We start from the raw sequence: 17902 nt of genomic DNA, 5'->3' as shown, positions 1-17902 counted from the left end.
CGTATAAAACGGGAAAAACTTTGCTATGAGAAATATTACCCTCTATAGATTGTAAATAATAAGAATCCTGATGAGGTGATGGATTTTTTCTGTCGCCGTCAGGATTTTAAGTACTATTATAAAAATGTAAAAAAATGATTAAGTCTATTCATTTAGTTATTTATATATCCTAATCTGCTATTATAGTATAGTAATTGAAGGATTAAAAATACCATAATCAGTCGTATGGCTGGTTAGGTTTGTTTATTTATTGGTTAGGTTGTAAGAAAGATGCACTGTGGTTGGTGCATCTTTCTCGTTTTTACACCTTTTCTGCAGTTATGACATAAAAATAGAAAAGTATAATTTTGTATTTGAATAAAGTCATTAAGTATCAGTGTGTTTGTTATGCGTGCATATAATATAGTCATGGTTTCTTTTATCAAAATGTTAAGAATACATATATTGGTATCAATTTTTTAGTTACCAAATAATAGTATAATACACAACAGATACAAATTAACTCTATGTATACTTCAAGAATATCGGGATTGGGATATTATGTCCCAGAAAATATTGTTACCAATGATGATCTTTCTAAAAAGATGGATACCAATGATGAATGGATTCAAGAACGCACTGGTATACAACAAAGACGACATATCAAAAATGGTGATGGCAATAGTACTTCTGTAATGGGGGTAAAAGCTGCCAAAATAGCTTTAGAAAGAGCTAATCTTGCCACAGATGATATTGATTTGATCATTTTTGCAACCTTAAGTCCAGATATGTATTTTCCTGGAGGTGGAGTTCAGGTTCAAGAGATGATGAATATGAGAACTATTCCTGCATTGGATATACGTAATCAATGTAGTGGTTTTGTATATGCAATATCTGTTGCAGACCAATTTATAAAAACAGGAATGTATAAAAATGTTTTAGTAATCGGTAGTGAAAATCATAGTGGAGGCTTGGATATGACCACTCGTGGAAGAGGAGTTTCTGTAATTTTTGGTGATGGAGCAGGGGCAGCTGTAATGACAAGAAGTGAGAGAGAGGGGTTTGGTGTGTTGTCTACTCATTTGCATAGTGAAGGAGCACATGCAAAAGAATTATCATTAGAAGGGCCTAGTACAGCACATTGGGTGCCAGAGATTATTGCAGAAAATCCACAGGAGAATATACCTTATTATCCATATATGAATGGTCAATTTGTTTTTAAAAATGCTGTAGTACGTTTTTCTGAGGTAATTAATGAAGGTTTACAAGCTAATAACTTGACAGCAGAAGATATAAACATGCTGATTCCTCATCAGGCAAACCTGAGAATATCTCAGTTTGTACAAAAGCAATTTAAATTATCAGACGATCAAGTTTTTAATAATATACAGAAATATGGTAATACTACAGCAGCTTCTATTCCTATTGCACTTACAGAAGCTTGGGAAGAAGGTAAAATCAAAGAAGGTAATTTGGTAGTGCTAGCAGCTTTCGGAAGTGGTTTCACTTGGGGTAGTGCTATTATAAAATGGTGATATTGTCGTGTCTATAAAAAATCAAAAACGCGAAGCAATCAAGCTTCGCGTTTTTTTATCTAATAACTCGGTTATTAATTTTTTAAAGGCTAATTCAAATAAATCATAACCAATGACTATACTATATTAAACGCCGGAAATTCTAAAGTGTTACAGATTTGATCATTTTTTTAGAATTATTTAACTTTAATGGGTTTTTTGATAATTCTATATTAAAATTAACAATTAAAAGGTGGTTTTGTTGAATTATTAACACCTTGTTTAGTAATGTGTTATTTACAAAAGACCTCCACCTGATTTTTCATTATTATCTCTTCTTTTTCGAGATACCTGTCTATTTTTTCCACTTCCAAATCGATATGATAATCCTAAGAAAATAGTTTGTGTTTCTCCCTTGAATTGTCCGTTTTGAGGGTATGGACTATCACTATTAAACCTAAAGCGCATTGTATTGAAAACATCATTAAAATTAATACTAGCTGTTCCTTTGCCTTTCATAAAGCTATATCTGGCACCAGTATTGATAAAATAAAATGGTTTTGTTTTGAATAAAATTCCTTCTTGTTCTCCACGATAGAAACCAAATACCTGAAAGGTTAAATTTTTGGTTGCTTTAAAACTATTATTAACTCTAAAATTATAAATAAAAGCATCAACCTCTTTATTCGTATTTTCTACCACTCCCTTTTGAGTTTGTGCATAGAGATCAAAACTAGCATTTACACTCCACCAATTGGTTGTTTTGTAATTTGCTGATACTTCTAGACCATACGAAGAGTTATTTTTAAAATTATCAAAAGTTAATATTTGCCCTTCTTCAACATCTGGATTTTCTATAAGTACTTGGCTAATTTCATCATTAATTATTCTATAAAAGATACCGCTAGTTATAGACCCTTTTCCTAATTTTCGTGTATAATTTGCTTCAATAGAGTTCGTAAACTGAGGATTCAATGATGGTTTTCCTAATGAGATAATTCTAGGAGTACTCCATTCTCTAATAGGATTTATTTGATTCAGTCCAGGACGATCTATTCTTCTGCTGTAACTCAACTGGTAACTATTTTTTTCACCAGGAGTATAACTCAGGTATCCAGATGGATATACAGTAAAAATATCATCTTCAAATATTTTTTCTCCATTAAAAATAGCTTCAACCTCATAGTTTTCTATTCGTGCACCGAATTGATATCCCCATTTTTCAAATTTCTGACCATAGGTAGCATAAAAAGAATGTATGTTTCTATCGTAGCTATATGTCGAGTTTTGAAAAAGAGTTGATTGATATTCATTATCTGTTCTTCTTAATCGAATTTCATACCCTAACTCTAGTTTGGTGGTTTCTGATAAAGGATTGATATAATCCAAGTTTACTGTTGTATTTTTTCTATCGTTATTGATTAGATCGTTGTAGTTTGGTAATAAACTGGTATTACCTATAAAACCAAAACCATCATCTTTGTCGTTTTCAAATACATTATAATCAATTTCTAACTCTATATTATGGCCTTCTTTTTTGAAATCATGTTTGTAGTCAAAATTATAAGTAGAACCTAGGTTATCGCTATTACTTACTAAGTTTTGTGTTACATTATTTGGATCATTCTCTGCAAAAGTGATATCTGTTTTACCAGTAGTCAACCCATCAAACAAATTTTGATTTGTATACACCGATATTGTATTGTGATCATTTATAAAATAATCTAGACCTACTTTAAACAGATGAGATTTATTATTATCTAAAAAAATAAAATCAGTTCTATAATTTTCATCTGTTCTATTTACAAAACCACCATTTCGGTTTTTATTGATATTGTTACCATAATTACCATAAAAATTAAATCTCCCAGTTTTGTAGTTTAAATCAACAGAGCTGTTGAATCTAGCATTTTTGTCAAAATTAAGTCCAAGGTTGATAGTACCATTGAATCCAATAGTGCTATTCTTGTGTAGAATAATATTGATGATACCACTCATTCCTTCGGGATTATATTTGGCAGACGGATTGGTAATTAATTCTATCTTTTTTATAGATGTAGATGGTATTTGTTTTAATAATTGTGTAGCATCAATATTTGTGGGTTTACCATCAATAAGAATACGTACATTTTGATTTCCTCTCAAAGCAATATTACCATCCTGATCTACATTTACAGAAGGAATATTGTTCATGATTTCAGATGCAGTTCCTCCTGTTGTTGTTAGATCTTTTCCAATATTGATTACTTTACGATCAATTTTTTGCTCTATGGTTGTTCGCTCTGCTACTATCATTACATCATCCAAAGCTTCAGCTTCTTCTTCTAGAGATATTGTACCTAGATTAAGGTCTTTATTTTGTTTAGAAATTTCTATAGGTTGAGAATATGTTTTATAACCTATGAATTGTATTTTTATAGTATAATGCCCTTTGGGAACATCAGGGATTATAAAATTTCCATCCTCTGTACTGATACCTCCACTAATAATTTTACCCGTGCCATTGTGTATGGCAACTGTTGCATAAGGAATAGGTTGTTGTAAGTTTTTATCAATGACAGTTCCTTGAATGGTACCAGTAATAGTCTCATTGTTGGGTTGTGCTGTAGATAAGAGACAGCAAAAAGAAAAAAGAAATAAAATAATTTTTTGATTGATTGATTTCATATGTTCGTTTTTTAGTTGATGTATGTTATGAATTGTACTATGTATTGCATAATACATAGTCATGGTATTTCATAAAATTACACAGTGATTACTTGTGTATAAGAGTAAGACGATGAATGATAAAATTTGTTACATCTAGTTTTTACTTTTTACACTAATTTTTACTTTTAAGATTGATTGATTAATGTTTTTTTTATTGTAAAGAATTAATTGATAGTATTTTACTGAGATGTTTTTTTTAATAGTCTTATGTGTGAAAAATACAAGTTAATTTGTTATTTTTAGTAGCGTAATTGATTTTATGGATTAAACAAATCAAAGACATGATAGATTGTGTTGCTCTTAAAAACGTAGTTTAGTTTAGGTGTGTCGCAGTTATTATTTTGAAGGAAATTTTTGTGAATTGCTAAATCTATAATTAGCTAAAAATTGAGTTATGAAAAGGGCGATATGTGTTATTGGGTGTATTATAAGTAGTCTAATTTGTAATGCTCAATCACAGAAAATAAGTAAGGATAGTATTAATAAATTAATCTCTGAATCCTTTATTATTTCTAATAAAGGAGAATATACCAAGGCATATAAACAACTTATTTTTGCGCTTGAATATGGTAAAAAAAATGCTAGTGATTCTATTGTAGGAGAGGCTTATAATTGTATTGGAAATATTTTTTTTGCTATTGGTGATTTTGAAAAAGCAGAAAAGAATTATCTCTTATCAAAAGAAGCATTATTGCAAGCAGGGCATCAATCATATCTAATTTATCATTACAATAATGTAGCTGAGCTATATTATGCAAAGGAAGAATATAAAGAAGCAGAAAAGAATTTTTTTAAATCCAGAGATTTAGCCTTGAAGCTTACCGATGAGTATAAAGCATTATGGCCAACTTATAATATAGCGCTGATTAAGTGTTCTATCGAGGATTTTGCAGAAGCTTTCTTTTACTTGCAAGAAACAATAAGACTGTATCAGCCTAATACAGAGCAACAGCCAGATATAATCATTAATTCCTATATCTTATTAGCAACTATTTATTCTGATAAAAAAGAATATGAAAATGCACTAGAAAGTTTGAGAGAAGCAGAAGCAATTGCTTTAAAACATAAAGTGTATAAAGAATTAATCAAGATAGAAAAACACCGAACAGTTTTATATGATTCATTGAACCAGCCTAAGAATGCAATAGGTGCCATGACAAACCAGATTACATATTTGGAAAAAAACTTTGAAAACCAACAAAGCTTATTAAAAGAACAAAATAAACTAGAACGAGATTTGTTTGAAAAAGAGAGTAGTTTGGTTCTTACCACAGAATTAAATAAAAGTCAGCAAGAATCGCTTAAAAAAATAAAATTATTCACTTTAGCATTACTTACTCTATTTGCTATTACAATTAGTGTAGTAGTTCTGTTATATCGATCCAATAAAAAACGATTACGATTGAATACTAGTTTGCAAACAAAAAATAAAGAACTTCTGGATACCAAAGAAAAAACAGAATACGCATCACAATTAAAGAATAACTTTTTTTCGACGATAAGTCATGAATTGCGAACTCCATTATATGCAGTTACTGGTATTACAGATGTTTTAATTAATGAAAACCCAAAAGAAGAACAAGTAGGTTACCTTAGTGCTTTAAAATCATCTGGGGAACATTTATTTTCTTTGATAAATAACATACTTCAAATTAATAAATATGATGCAAATGTTATTGAACTTAATGTTATAGAGTTTAATATAGAAGAGGTAATAGAAGGGATACAGAAAACGCTAGAGTACCTGCAAAAAGAAAATAATAATCAAGTACATATAGAAATAGACCATAGAGTCCCAAGAAAATTAAAGGGAGACTCAGTAAAAATTTCACAGATAATAATAAATCTGGTAAGCAATGCCTTGAAATTTACGTTGAATGGAAATGTTTGGCTTAGTGTAAAATGCACAGATTGTGAATCAAAAGAAAACGGATATGTTATTTTACATATAAGTGTAAAAGATGATGGTGTTGGTATCTCTAAACAGATGCAGTCTCATATTTTTGAAGATTTTTATCAAGAATCAATACAGCTCAATCGTAATTATGAAGGAGCAGGTCTAGGATTGGCTATTGTAAAACGTTTACTGCAAGCTATGGGAAGTAAAGTAGTTGTAAAAAGTAAACCAAACGAAGGAGCTGATTTTTCTTTCTCTTTATCTCTAGAATATGAAGAAAGGAGTGAGTATGTACAAACCAAAGAGATTGACGGAATGTATACTGATTTAAAGAATAAAACCATTTTAGTAGTGGATGATAATGATATCAACCAGATGATTACTAGGCGAATTCTAGAAGCCAAAAAAGCAAATGTAATTGTAATCGACAATGGATTTGATGCTATTGATATAGTAGAAAAACGAGACTTTGATATTATTTTAATGGATATTCATATGCCAAAGATGAATGGTTATGAAGCAACAAAAAAAATAAGAAATTTTAATAAGAGAGTACCTATAATTGCTCTTACAGCAATTGACCCTAATGAAAATAATGAAAAAATAACTTCCTCGGGAATGAATGGTGTAATTTCAAAACCATTTCAGTTAGATCATTTTTATTTAGAATTATATAAATTTATATAAAAACCGCCTCTGTTTGAGAGGCGGTTTTCTTATAATAATCAGATAGTACCACTAACCATCAACTATGAATAAAATCTGATTATTATAACTAACTAACTAACTAACTAACTAAATTTATGAAAAATAATCTCTTTCTATAAGTAAGACGTGTTACCACTTTTTGTGTTACAAACTTTCTCTGTTTTTAACATTTTTCGAGATATTTTTAACTTTTTTATATTTACTTAATAAATTAATCAGGTTTATTTTTGAATTCAAATAATACGTATGAGTATAAAAACACTAGTTTTAGGAGCTTCCTTAAAAACAAACAGATATTCTAATATAGCTATTCATAAGCTCACAAGTTATCACCACAATGTTGCTGCAGTAGGACTAAGAAAAGGAGTTGTTGCTGGGGTACATATAGAAACTAGCCTAGAAAATATAGAGGATATAGATACTGTAACTTTGTATCTGAACCCCCAGAGGCAACAGGTATACTATGATGCAATTATAAGATTAAACCCAAGAAGAGTTATTTTTAATCCAGGAACAGAAAATCCTGAGTTTTACAAAAAACTTAAAGAGGCAAAGATAGAGGTTGAGATTGCTTGTACATTAGTATTACTTTCTACGAACCAGTACTAAAAAGGATAAAAATAACAATCCCAAGAACGTAAGACTTCCGTTAATAATAAGTATCTCAAAACCTACTTGATAGTATAACTCACTAGCAATTTTTTCAGAAGCTTTCCAAGTGTTTTCTGTAGAAAAATAGACATACAATTGTGACATAAGGTTTATTATTATTGAAATAATTACAGAAACAACACAAACGATAGGAACGAGTTTATCTTTGATTTTTAGTTTGGTAAAAAGCCCAAAAGCATATAAACCTAATAAAGGGCCATAGGTAAATCCTGCAAACTTGAATAGTTTTTTGATAACACTTTCATCTTGAATTATATATTTAAAAATCAATATTACAAGAATCAATACTATAGAGAATAGGATATGGGTTACCTTTCTGATTTTTACCTGATCAGATACCCTATAGTTCTTTTCTATATTAAGAATATCGATGCTAAATGAAGTTGTCAATGAGGTCAATGCGCTATCGGCACTACTATAAGCTGCTGCAATAAGACCAAGGACAAAAAAGATGGCAATTCCAAAACCTAGCTCGCTTTGTGTGGCAATTACAGGAAAAAGATCGTCTTTGTGCGCATCAATCCCATATTGAGAAGCATATTGAGTAAGTAATAGTCCAAGGCTAAGAAAAACAAAGTTTACAATAGTAAGTACAATGGTAAACCAAAACATGTTTTTTTGTGCATCTTTTAAGCTTCTACAGGTAAGGTTTTTCTGCATCATATCTTGATCTAATCCTGTCATAACAATAGCAATGAATGCTCCAGAAAGAAACTGTTTCCAGAAATAATTAGCATTTTTTACATCGTCAAAAAAGAACATTTTAGAAAAATCACTCTCTGTAACATATTGTAAGATACCTGATTCACGAATTCCCAGGTCATCAGAGACATAATATATAGCAACCCCCACAGCAAGCAACATAAATAAAGTCTGTAAAGTATCTGTCCATACAATAGTTTTGATACCAGACTTAAAAGTGTATAACCAAATTAATAAGATTGTTATAATCACGGTGATCCAAAAAGGAACTCCTAATGCATCAAATAAAATGGATTGCAATACATTGGCCACCAAAAACAGTCTGAAACTTGCGCCTATTATTCTGGATAATAAAAAGAAAGAAGCACCAGTTTTATATGAATAACGCCCAAAACGTTCCTCTAGATACGTATAAATAGAGGTAAGGTTAAGCTTATAATAAAGAGGAAGTAATACGGTACCTATTACGATGTAACCGATAACATATCCTAAAACGACTTGCATATAACTGAATTGTGAAGCCTCAACCCATCCAGGAACAGAGATAAAGGTAACACCGCTTAGGGAAGCTCCAATCATTCCAAAAGCAACAATATACCAAGGAGATTGTCGATTAGCTTTAAAAAAAGCATCATTGCCTGAGTTTTTTCCTGTGAAATACGAAATGAGAAGAAGGACCCCAAAATAAGCTGCAATAAGGAGCAGAATATGTAATGGTTTCATAAATTGTGCTTAAAAAATGAATTACCAAAATACAATTTTTATAAGGAACCATGAAACTATAATACCAGTTCTTATTTGTAGTTTGAAGAAAGGAAAATAATAGATTTTGATATAGGTAGAAAACTTATATCAGACCAGATATAGTATTAAACATTGTTACAATCATAACTATTTTGTCTAGAAGTATTAATCAGCCTTAGACTATCAATAAAATTAGATAATTAGTTATTTTATCTATTTCGTACATCACTCTCGATCATACCATCTCGTAAGCGAATAACGCGATGGGCATGCTCGGCAACCTCTTCCTCATGAGTTACCAGAATAACAGTATTACCAGCAGCATGAATTTTATCAAAAAGTTGCATAATTTCTAAAGAAGTTTTTGAATCTAGATTTCCAGTAGGTTCATCAGCTAGTATTATAGAAGGTTTGTTGACTAATGCTCGACCTACAGCTACTCGTTGTCGTTGTCCTCCTGAAAGTTGATTTGGCTTGTGATCCATTCGATCAGAAAGGCCAACATCTGTAAGTACTTCTTGGGCTCTTATTGTTCTGTCCTTTTTAGAAGTACCAGCATATACCATAGGTAACGCTACATTATCAAGAGCAGTAGTTCTAGGCAATAAGTTAAATGTTTGAAAAACAAAACCAATTTCTTTATTACGTATATCTGCTAGTTCATTATCTGTCATTTTACTAACATCATTACTGTTAAGATTGTATGTTCCAGATGTAGGAGTATCCAAGCACCCTAGAAGATTCATTAAGGTAGATTTTCCAGAACCAGAGGGTCCCATTATAGCCAAATATTCTCCACGAGCGATATCAAGATCAATACCTTTAAGTACATATACTGTTTCTTGTCCTAGTTGAAAATTTCTAATGATGCTTCTGATTTCTATAACATTTCCCATATGGTCTTTTTTACAGATTGTAAGATACAATTTTAGACTATATGACGCAGTAGTCAAATAGATGTTACACCATACTGATAAAAAGTTCTTTTATTCGGCTTAACAGTATGTATAGGGGAGAAATTTGGTTAAAAATAAGTTAAAAAGCAAGCCTCTTATAGTCTCCCAGTAATACTATGATTTTCGTCATACTTTGCGCTCTGCGTAAAATTTAATTTTGTCCTAATCAATTAACTAACAATTATAAATATGAAAGCACTGAAACGTCCAGAACCTATCAATGCAGAGGTAATTTTGGATCCTAAAGAGACGATCATGAGCAAAACTGATTCCAAAGGAATTATAGAGTATGCAAATGACTATTTTATGGAAGTCTGTGGTTACGAAGAATATGAATTGATAGGCCAACCTCATAATGTGATACGGCATCCAGATATGCCCAAAGTTGTATTTAAGTGGCTTTGGGAACGATTACAGTCAAAACAAAATATCAACGCTTTGGTAAAAAACTTAGCCAAAGATGGAAGATACTATTGGGTAATCACTGATTTTGAAGTAAAACAGGATGATGCTGGAGAAATAGCTTCTTTCTTTGCTAGAAGAAAAGCACCACCAAGAAACACTATAGAAAAGATAAGTAAACTATATAGTAAGATTCTATCTATAGAGCAGGCTAGAGGTGTGGAGACAGCAGAGAAGTACTTTATAGGCTTTTTAGAAGAAAAAGGAATGACATATGATGAATATATTGAAGATATATGTCTTGCAGATAAAAAACCTTTGGATTTAAAAGATCTACAATACCATAAGCGAAAAGGCTTATTTGTAAGGTTATTTAGGTAAGCTATTGAGTGAAATTAAACAGATAGTTTTCTAACTGTTGTAAACTTAAGAAATACTTTTCACAAAGTATTTCTTAGGTTTTTTTTTATTATAAATAACTCTTTCTTTAGAAAGCAGCTGAGGTAAAAAAGATATCTATTACGTTCTGATAATAAAATCTTCTTTAGCCTGTTCTTTTCTTATAAAAACAAAACCAAGAAAAAAAGTATCTATTGTCACAGTAATATAAGGGTCTTTTTTTATTTTTTCCCAAATGATAGAACTAGTCCTAGAATTATGTATTGAATTGATTATAACAATACTGTCATTATGTGTTTTTGAATGTAGAGAAGTCAGGTCAGAAAGGGATTCAAAATAATCTATATCCAGATAAATCATATCATATTCATTACTATTTGGTGATAAGGTTGTGTCAATCAAGATCTCATTATTTGTAGATAGTATTTGTGATATACTATCAGCAGAGTTTGCCAAAACTAATACCCTTTTAGATTCAAAATAAGAAAGAGTACGATTTAAAAGTTTTGCAACTTTGTAGGTAATAGTTGTTGGTGTTTTTGATTTTTTAAGAATTGATTTTATAGTTGCATATGCGGGAGTCTGTTTTTTATTATAAAAACATTTGGAAACCAAGTTATATACAAAAGGAGAATGTACACCATGTTGGTTTGTAGATGAACAAAAAAAATTGAAGTATGCTTTTATTTTGAAATGCATTTTAAACTATATAAAAATCAAAAAAAGATTTTTGTTAATTAATAAGAACAGTATTATTCCTCTAGTTTTTCAGAAAGCTCAAACCATCGTAGTTCGTTTTCTTCGATCTTTTGTATGATATCTTGAAGTTTTTGTGATTCAGAATTTATTTCTTCTTCATTCAAACTACCATCAACAAAGAGGTTTTCTATATCTTTTTTCAGCAATTCTAGTTTTTTCAGTTCACGTTCAATTTTATTATACTCTTTTTGCTCATTATAAGATAAAGCAGCCTTATTATCTTTTTTCCATGTATTTTTATTTTTGGTCTCGGTGGTTTCAGAAATTTTTGCGGTTGGTTCTTTACTGTTCTCATATATACGATAATCCGTATAATTACCAGGGAAATCTTGAATAACCCCATTTCCTCTAAAAACAAATAAATGATCTACAATTTTATCCATAAAATAACGATCATGTGATACCACCATCAAACAACCAGGGAAATCTAATAAGAAATTTTCTAGAACATTAAGTGTTACAATATCAAGGTCATTAGTGGGTTCATCTAGAATAAGAAAATTAGGGTTTTGAATAAGTACAGTACATAGGTATAAACGTTTGCGTTCTCCACCACTTAATTTTTCTACAAAATCATACTGTTTTTTACGGTCAAATAAAAAACGTTCTAATAATTGTTGAGCAGAAATTTGTCGTCCTTTCTTTAAAGGGATATAATCACCAAATTCTCGAATAACATCAATAACCTTTTGCCCTTCTTTGATGGTAATACCATTTTGTGTATAATACCCAAATTTGATAGTATCTCCAATAACAATTTTTCCATGATCAGGAGTAATGCCACCTGTAATCATGTTTAAAAAAGTAGATTTACCCGTTCCGTTTTTACCAATAATACCAATACGTTCTCCTTTTTTGAAAACATAATCAAATTTATCTAGTAGTATAAGGTCATCAAACTTCTTAGAGATATTATGAAGCTCTAAAATTTTGCTCCCCATACGTTCCATATTGATCTCTAATTGTACTTCGTGATCATTACGGCGTTTATGTGCTCGATCTTTGATTTCGTAGAAATCATCGATTCTGGATTTAGACTTGGTAGTACGTGCTTTGGGCTGACGACGCATCCAGTCTAATTCTTTTTTATATAATTGTTTTGCTTTATCAGTTGCTATTTGCTCATTAGAAACTCTAGATTCTTTATTATCTAGATAGTATGCATAATTTCCTTTGTAACTATAAAGTTGACCATTCTCTAATTCTACAATCTCATTACAAACATTTTCAAGAAAATAGCGATCATGAGTAACCATAAACAAAGTGAAATTTTCTTTAGCAAAATATTCTTCGAGCCATTCTATCATTTCCAAATCCAAATGGTTTGTAGGTTCATCAAGATATAACAGGTCAGGTTTGCTTAATAAAATATTAGCAAGTGCTAGTCGTTTTTTTTGACCACCCGATAGATCTTGCACCTTTTTTGTCAAATCATCAAGCTTAAGCTTGAATAAGATTTGTTTATACTGTGTCTCAAAATCCCAAGCATTAATGGCATCCATCTGTTCAAATGCAAGTTGATAGGCTTCTGCATCATCAGGATTTTGTAATGCTTTTTCATACGTGCTGATTACTTTAAGCGTATCATTTTCAGAAGCAAAAATAGTTTGCTCAATAGTAAGGTTTGGGTCTAAGTTAGGCTCTTGAGGTAAAAAAGAGACTTTTATGTTTTTGCGATAAACCACCTGCCCTTCGTCAGGCTGTTCATCTCCAGCAACTATATTAAGTAATGAAGTTTTTCCAGTTCCGTTCTTGGCTACGAAACCAATTTTTTGCCCTTCATTGATTCCAAAAGAAATGTCTTTAAAAAGAATGCGTTCTCCAAATGCCTTGGCAATATGTTCTACCGATACGTAATTCACCTTGTTGTTTTAGGCTACAAAGAAACAAAGATTTACTAATATTTTTGGGTAGGAAGTGTTTTAAATATTTCGGTATGTCTATTTTGCCCTTTATTTTTATATTTGACATATGAGAAACCTACTTATTTGCACCTTTATCTTTCTATTTTGTATGTTGTCTTATGCCCAAGATACGTATAGAGATGAATTTCAGGCAGTTTCATATGCTAATAATGATGGAACATCAAATTGGGCTACCAATTGGAATGAAGTCAACGATACTAATAATGCTGGAAATGGTTATATTAGAATAACAGGAAATCGCCTTAGGCTTAGATATATTTGGGACGAATATATAGAACGAAGAGCAGATTTATCCGCAGCAGCCACTGCTACTTTATCGTTTAATTGGCAAACTTCTAGTCTTGAAGCGGGAGAGGAAATAGCTATTAGAGTATCTAGTAATGGAATTACTTTTACAACATTAGAAACATTTGGCGGGAGTCAATCTGGTTTTTATAGCGTAGATATTTCAGCTCATATGTCAGCTAATACTACTATACGTTTTGAGAATATTGGGCCCGATTGGAATCATGGTTCGGATAGGTTTTTTGTAGATAATGTACAAATAACATCAGCATTTACTCCAGATCAACCTCCTTCAATTGTGGTTAGTGGGGATCAGCCTTTTTGTCCTAATGCATCAAATTCTAAACAAATAGTGCAATCTGTAACTATAACGGATCCTGATGATACTACGGTAGATGAAATATCAGTACAAATATCTACAGGATATGTCAATGGTCAAGATTTATTAACCTTAACAGGATCTCATCCTAGTATCACAGATTCGTGGAATGCTACAGAAGGAAGACTGTTTCTTACAGGCCCAGCTACATTTGCAGAATTTGAAGCTGCTATTCTTGCTGTTGTATATTCTGCTAGTGGAGCTAACCCTCCAGAATTAAAAGAATTTTCTGTGGTTATAGGAAATGCACTTTTCTTACCAGAAACAGGTCATTTTTATGAATTTGTACCTAGTGCAGGTATTCGATGGGATGATGCTAGAGATGCAGCAGCAGCTAGAACCTATTTTGGATTACAAGGATATTTGACCACACTGACTAGTGCAGGAGAAGCAGCTTTTGCAGGATCACAGATTACAGAAAATGGTTGGATAGGTGCAAATGATGAAGCAGCAGAAGGGCAATGGAGGTGGACTACAGGACCAGAAGCAGGGATGTTGTTTTGGGTAGGAGATGAAACAGGAACTGTGGTGCCAGGGGAGTTTGAATTTTGGAATGGGGGAGAGCCAAATAACTGTTGTGGCGGAGAGGATTATGCTCATATTACTGCACCTGGAATAGGAACCCCTAACTCATGGAATGATTTGCCTATTCAAGGAGGAGCATTAGGGGGGGCTTATGCATCACAAGGATATATTGTAGAGTATGGTGGTATGCCAGGAGATACTCCTTTACAAATATCAGGAGTAACTAGATTGCGTATTAGTTGTTCGGTAATTACTAATAGGCAAAGAACCTATAGAACCACGACAAATTAATTTGAATCTTCTGTTTTAGAAATGTTAAGGGTTTGTTTTCTTCTGGTGACAGAAAAAAGAAATATAAAAACAGCAATAAATATAGAAACTCTAGCTAGATAGTTTCCTGCCTTTACATAAAAGGTAATTTCATCATTAATAGTAAGAGTGCCTTTTAATGCCCCTTGTTGTTCATACTCTAGTTGTGTAATGATATTTCCAGTTTGGTTGATAATGGCAGAAATCCCTGTATTGGCACTTCTAGCAACACTTCTTCTTGTTTCAATTGCTCTAAGCTTGGCATAGGATACATGTTGTTGATGTCCTTGCGTATTGCCCCACCACGCGTCATTGGTTATGATAGCCAGAAAATTGGCCTTGTTTCTTATATAACCTGTAGCAAATTCACCATATATGCTTTCATAACAAATCATAGGAGCTACACCAATACTATCTTTTGTGAAAAAAACTTCTCGATCTTGTTGTGTAGTTTTTTTTGCTACCGTCCCCCCTAAATCAATCATAGCATCACCAAGAATAGGTTTTAAGACACTTTGATACGGGAAATTTTCTACTCCTACAACTAGTTTACTTTTGTGGTATAATTCATCAGTCTTATCAGGTCTTACAAAAAAAGCAGAATTGTAGTCATCATAATATATTCCATCTTTGTATGTATTAGTTTGTCCATGAATTTTTGCAGGATCATTAAAAACATCAATTAATGAGATACCAGATAAAAAATTTGCATTTGGGTATTGATTAAGTATTTTGATAGCAGTCTTTTTTGCAATAGAATTAGAAAAAAGGTGCAGTCTGTTATTATCTGCAAATACAGTTTCTGGAGCGATAATAAAATCAGTATCAGATGTAATTACTGTTCTAGTAAGAGAATCTAATAAGTTACCAATACGAATATCATTGGTGTTATACTTTTCTGTATAAGGATTTATATTAGGTTGTAATAAAATCACTTCTATCGTTTTTCCCTTTTCTTGATAAGTGTTTAGTATGATAAATGATAAAAAAATAGGGAGCAGGATAAATAAACCATTACGAATAGCCGCCCTATATAAGATGGTTTTATCTCTGTGCTCTATAAATAATAAAATACTCTTATATAAACTGATATTGACAACCCATACCCAAAGCGTACCCCCAAAAGTTCCTGTATATTCGTACCATTGTATCCATGAGGTGAAATTAGCAAAGCCATTACCTAAGTTGAGCCAAGGCCAAGAAAACTCCCATTGTAAGTGTAGATACTCAAAGCTCATCCAGATACATACCAAAAATATACTACTAATAGTAAAAGTAGTCCTTTTGGCTACGATATGATAGATCAAAAATACAAGAGCCATTGCTAGACTATTCACAATTTCTGCAAACCACATTCCAAATGGTGTGGAATTATATATCCACCATGTAGTAATAATATTCCATATAAAAAGTGAGAGAAAAGCAAGTCCGAAAACTTTTGTTTTACTGTATTTGTCAGAGCGAATGTTATACTCTGCAATCAATAAAGGAATAAAACCAAAGAATAAAAATAAAGGGAAGCCATATGTTGGCCAGCCGATTGCGAGCAAAAGTCCTGAAATGATAGATAGTATAATATTTCTCATAAAAAAGCTTCCTTGGTTCTAAGGACGAAATTAAACTTATTTGATTACAATTAATAAAATTGAATACTTCTTTTTTGTTAAGTTTGAAAACTATACCAATAGACTCAAATAGTTTATTATTTTTACGTAAAATCAAATATATATGTGGATCAAAAAGCAAATTCCAAATGGTATAACATTACTAAACCTTTTTAGTGGATGTATTGCAGTTATTTTTGCTGTTCAAGGGCATTTAGAGCTTGCAGCATTGTTTGTAATGATTGGAATAGGGTTTGATTTTTTTGATGGTTTTGTGGCTAGAGTACTAGATGTGAAAAGTGAGTTGGGGTTACAACTCGATTCTTTAGCAGATATGGTAACCAGCGGTGTTGCCCCAGGTATTGTAATGTACCAATTATTATCTCGGGTTTTTGGAAAACCTTTTTATGCAACACCTCCTTCTTGGAACTCTGAACAAGTTTTGGCAAGTTTTGATATGTCTTATCTGTCTTTATTAGGCTTGTTGGTTACCTTGGCTTCTGCGTATCGTTTGGCTAAATTCAATATAGATACACGACAAACAACATCATTCATTGGCTTGCCTACACCTGCAAATACTCTTTTGATTATGAGTTTACCACTTATACTCAAGTTTCAACCAGAGTTATGGATACAAGCAATTATTCTCAATGAATGGTTTTTAATAGGGTTAACTCTATTGAGTTGTTACCTGTTGAATGCAGAAATTCCATTATTTGCTTTAAAATTTAAAACATGGGGATTCGCAAAAAATAAAATACGATATATATTTTTACTATTGACTGTTGTATTGATTGTCGCCTTAAAATTTATGGCAATACCTTGTGTAATATTGTTATATATTTTGATGTCAGTGTTTTCTGCCAATAAAAAGTAATTTAATAGTATGATTTTATATAAAAATATCGCAATTATATTATGGTATGTTTTATTAGTAATCAGTTGTTTCTCTTGTTCAAGACAAAATATTTTAAACAAAGAAACAAAGCCTTCTTTTTCTTTGTTTAAACAACATGATTCGTTGTATAATTTAACTGTTAATCAAAACATTACTTCTGATTTTTGGGAGTTGTCTTACCCAGTATACCATTTTCAGACAGGAGATGTAGATGATGATGGGATAGAAGATGCAATGGTGGGAGTAGTGAAAACTACTCGTTTCGATTCTAAAAAAGCTAAAAGGCTTTTTATTTTTAAAAATTACAAAGGACTAGTCCGTCCTCTTTGGTTAGGGTCTAGGTTAGGTCAACCTTTAGTTAATTTTAGATTTAAGAAAGTAGAAAAAAAACCTAGAATATGGAGTGTAGAAAGAGAGAAAAGCAGGAAATATCTGGTGGCAGAATATAAATGGCGCAAATTTGGGTTGGAGTTTACAAGGTATTTAAAACGGGAAATTGATAGTATGTCAGCTTTTACTTTGTTAGAAAAATAATA

General features: G+C 31.6%; 13 protein-coding genes. 7 read left to right on the top strand and 6 right to left on the bottom strand.

What is annotated here, in order from left to right; translation table 11 throughout:
• Nucleotides 1-506 precede the first annotated feature (506 nt).
• Nucleotides 507-1514, top strand: coding sequence for a 3-oxoacyl-ACP synthase III family protein (locus CVD18_RS06100; RefSeq protein ID WP_103864560.1), 1008 nt, complete (start codon nt 507-509; stop codon nt 1512-1514).
• 276 nt (nt 1515-1790) lie between these two features.
• Here the strand turns inward: CVD18_RS06100 and CVD18_RS06095 are convergent, their stop codons facing one another.
• Nucleotides 1791-4160 (bottom strand): TonB-dependent receptor domain-containing protein, encoded by a 2370-nt coding sequence (locus CVD18_RS06095; RefSeq protein WP_103864570.1) that lies wholly within the window; start codon nt 4158-4160, stop codon nt 1791-1793.
• Between the two features lie 436 nt (nt 4161-4596).
• Here CVD18_RS06095 and CVD18_RS06090 point away from each other — a divergent pair, with 436 nt between their 5' ends.
• Together CVD18_RS06090 and CVD18_RS06085 are read left to right on the top strand one after the other, a co-directional pair.
• A complete protein-coding gene (locus CVD18_RS06090; protein ID WP_103864559.1) occupies nt 4597-6786 on the top strand; it encodes a response regulator in 2190 nt (729 codons plus the stop codon).
• Between the two features lie 267 nt (nt 6787-7053).
• Entirely contained in the window at nt 7054-7416 is a 363-nt protein-coding gene (locus CVD18_RS06085; RefSeq protein ID WP_103864558.1) for a CoA-binding protein, read from the top strand.
• On the opposite strand, the gene CVD18_RS06080 is transcribed toward CVD18_RS06085, so the two are convergent.
• Nucleotides 7393-8904 carry a sodium:solute symporter gene (locus CVD18_RS06080; RefSeq protein WP_103864557.1) on the bottom strand — a complete coding sequence of 504 codons (1512 nt, stop codon included), beginning with the start codon at nt 8902-8904 and terminating at the stop codon, nt 7393-7395. The genes CVD18_RS06085 and CVD18_RS06080 overlap by 24 nt on opposite strands.
• A gap of 230 nt (nt 8905-9134) precedes the next feature.
• A complete protein-coding gene (locus tag CVD18_RS06075) occupies nt 9135-9821 on the bottom strand; it encodes an ABC transporter ATP-binding protein (protein ID WP_103864556.1) in 687 nt (228 codons plus the stop codon).
• 249 nt (nt 9822-10070) lie between these two features.
• Between CVD18_RS06075 and CVD18_RS06070 the strand changes: the two genes are divergently transcribed.
• Entirely contained in the window at nt 10071-10664 is a 594-nt protein-coding gene (locus CVD18_RS06070) for a PAS domain-containing protein (protein ID WP_103864555.1), read from the top strand.
• A 138-nt stretch (nt 10665-10802) separates the two neighbouring features.
• Here CVD18_RS06070 and CVD18_RS22950 read toward each other — a convergent pair whose 3' ends face one another.
• Together CVD18_RS22950 and CVD18_RS06060 are read right to left on the bottom strand one after the other, a co-directional pair.
• Nucleotides 10803-11381 carry a hypothetical protein gene (locus tag CVD18_RS22950; RefSeq protein ID WP_199185043.1) on the bottom strand — a complete coding sequence of 193 codons (579 nt, stop codon included), beginning with the start codon at nt 11379-11381 and terminating at the stop codon, nt 10803-10805.
• 53 nt (nt 11382-11434) lie between these two features.
• Nucleotides 11435-13303, bottom strand: a complete 1869-nt coding sequence (locus CVD18_RS06060) for an ABC-F family ATP-binding cassette domain-containing protein (protein WP_103864554.1) — start codon at nt 13301-13303, stop codon at nt 11435-11437.
• 109 nt (nt 13304-13412) lie between these two features.
• Between CVD18_RS06060 and CVD18_RS06055 the strand changes: the two genes are divergently transcribed.
• On the top strand, nt 13413-14846 hold the full coding sequence (locus tag CVD18_RS06055) for a hypothetical protein (RefSeq protein ID WP_146052718.1): 1434 nt from the start codon (nt 13413-13415) through the stop codon (nt 14844-14846).
• Here the strand turns inward: CVD18_RS06055 and lnt are convergent.
• Nucleotides 14843-16450, bottom strand: a complete 1608-nt coding sequence (gene lnt, locus CVD18_RS06050) for an apolipoprotein N-acyltransferase (protein ID WP_103864552.1) — start codon at nt 16448-16450, stop codon at nt 14843-14845. The genes CVD18_RS06055 and lnt overlap by 4 nt on opposite strands.
• A 142-nt stretch (nt 16451-16592) precedes the next feature.
• Between lnt and CVD18_RS06045 the strand changes: the two genes are divergently transcribed.
• Both CVD18_RS06045 and CVD18_RS06040 read left to right on the top strand, forming a co-directional pair.
• Nucleotides 16593-17345 carry a phosphatidylcholine/phosphatidylserine synthase gene (locus tag CVD18_RS06045; protein ID WP_103864551.1) on the top strand — a complete coding sequence of 251 codons (753 nt, stop codon included), beginning with the start codon at nt 16593-16595 and terminating at the stop codon, nt 17343-17345.
• 9 nt (nt 17346-17354) lie between these two features.
• The gene (locus tag CVD18_RS06040) at nt 17355-17900 is read left to right on the top strand and encodes a hypothetical protein (protein WP_199185042.1); all 546 of its coding nucleotides are present in this window, start codon (nt 17355-17357) and stop codon (nt 17898-17900) included.
• Nucleotides 17901-17902 lie beyond the last annotated feature (2 nt).

This window comes from Aquimarina sp. I32.4 (genome assembly GCF_002924285.1).
GTDB lineage: Bacteria > Bacteroidota > Bacteroidia > Flavobacteriales > Flavobacteriaceae > Aquimarina.
Note: the sequence above shows the minus strand (reverse complement) of the source record. Positions and strands in the feature narration are given on the sequence as shown.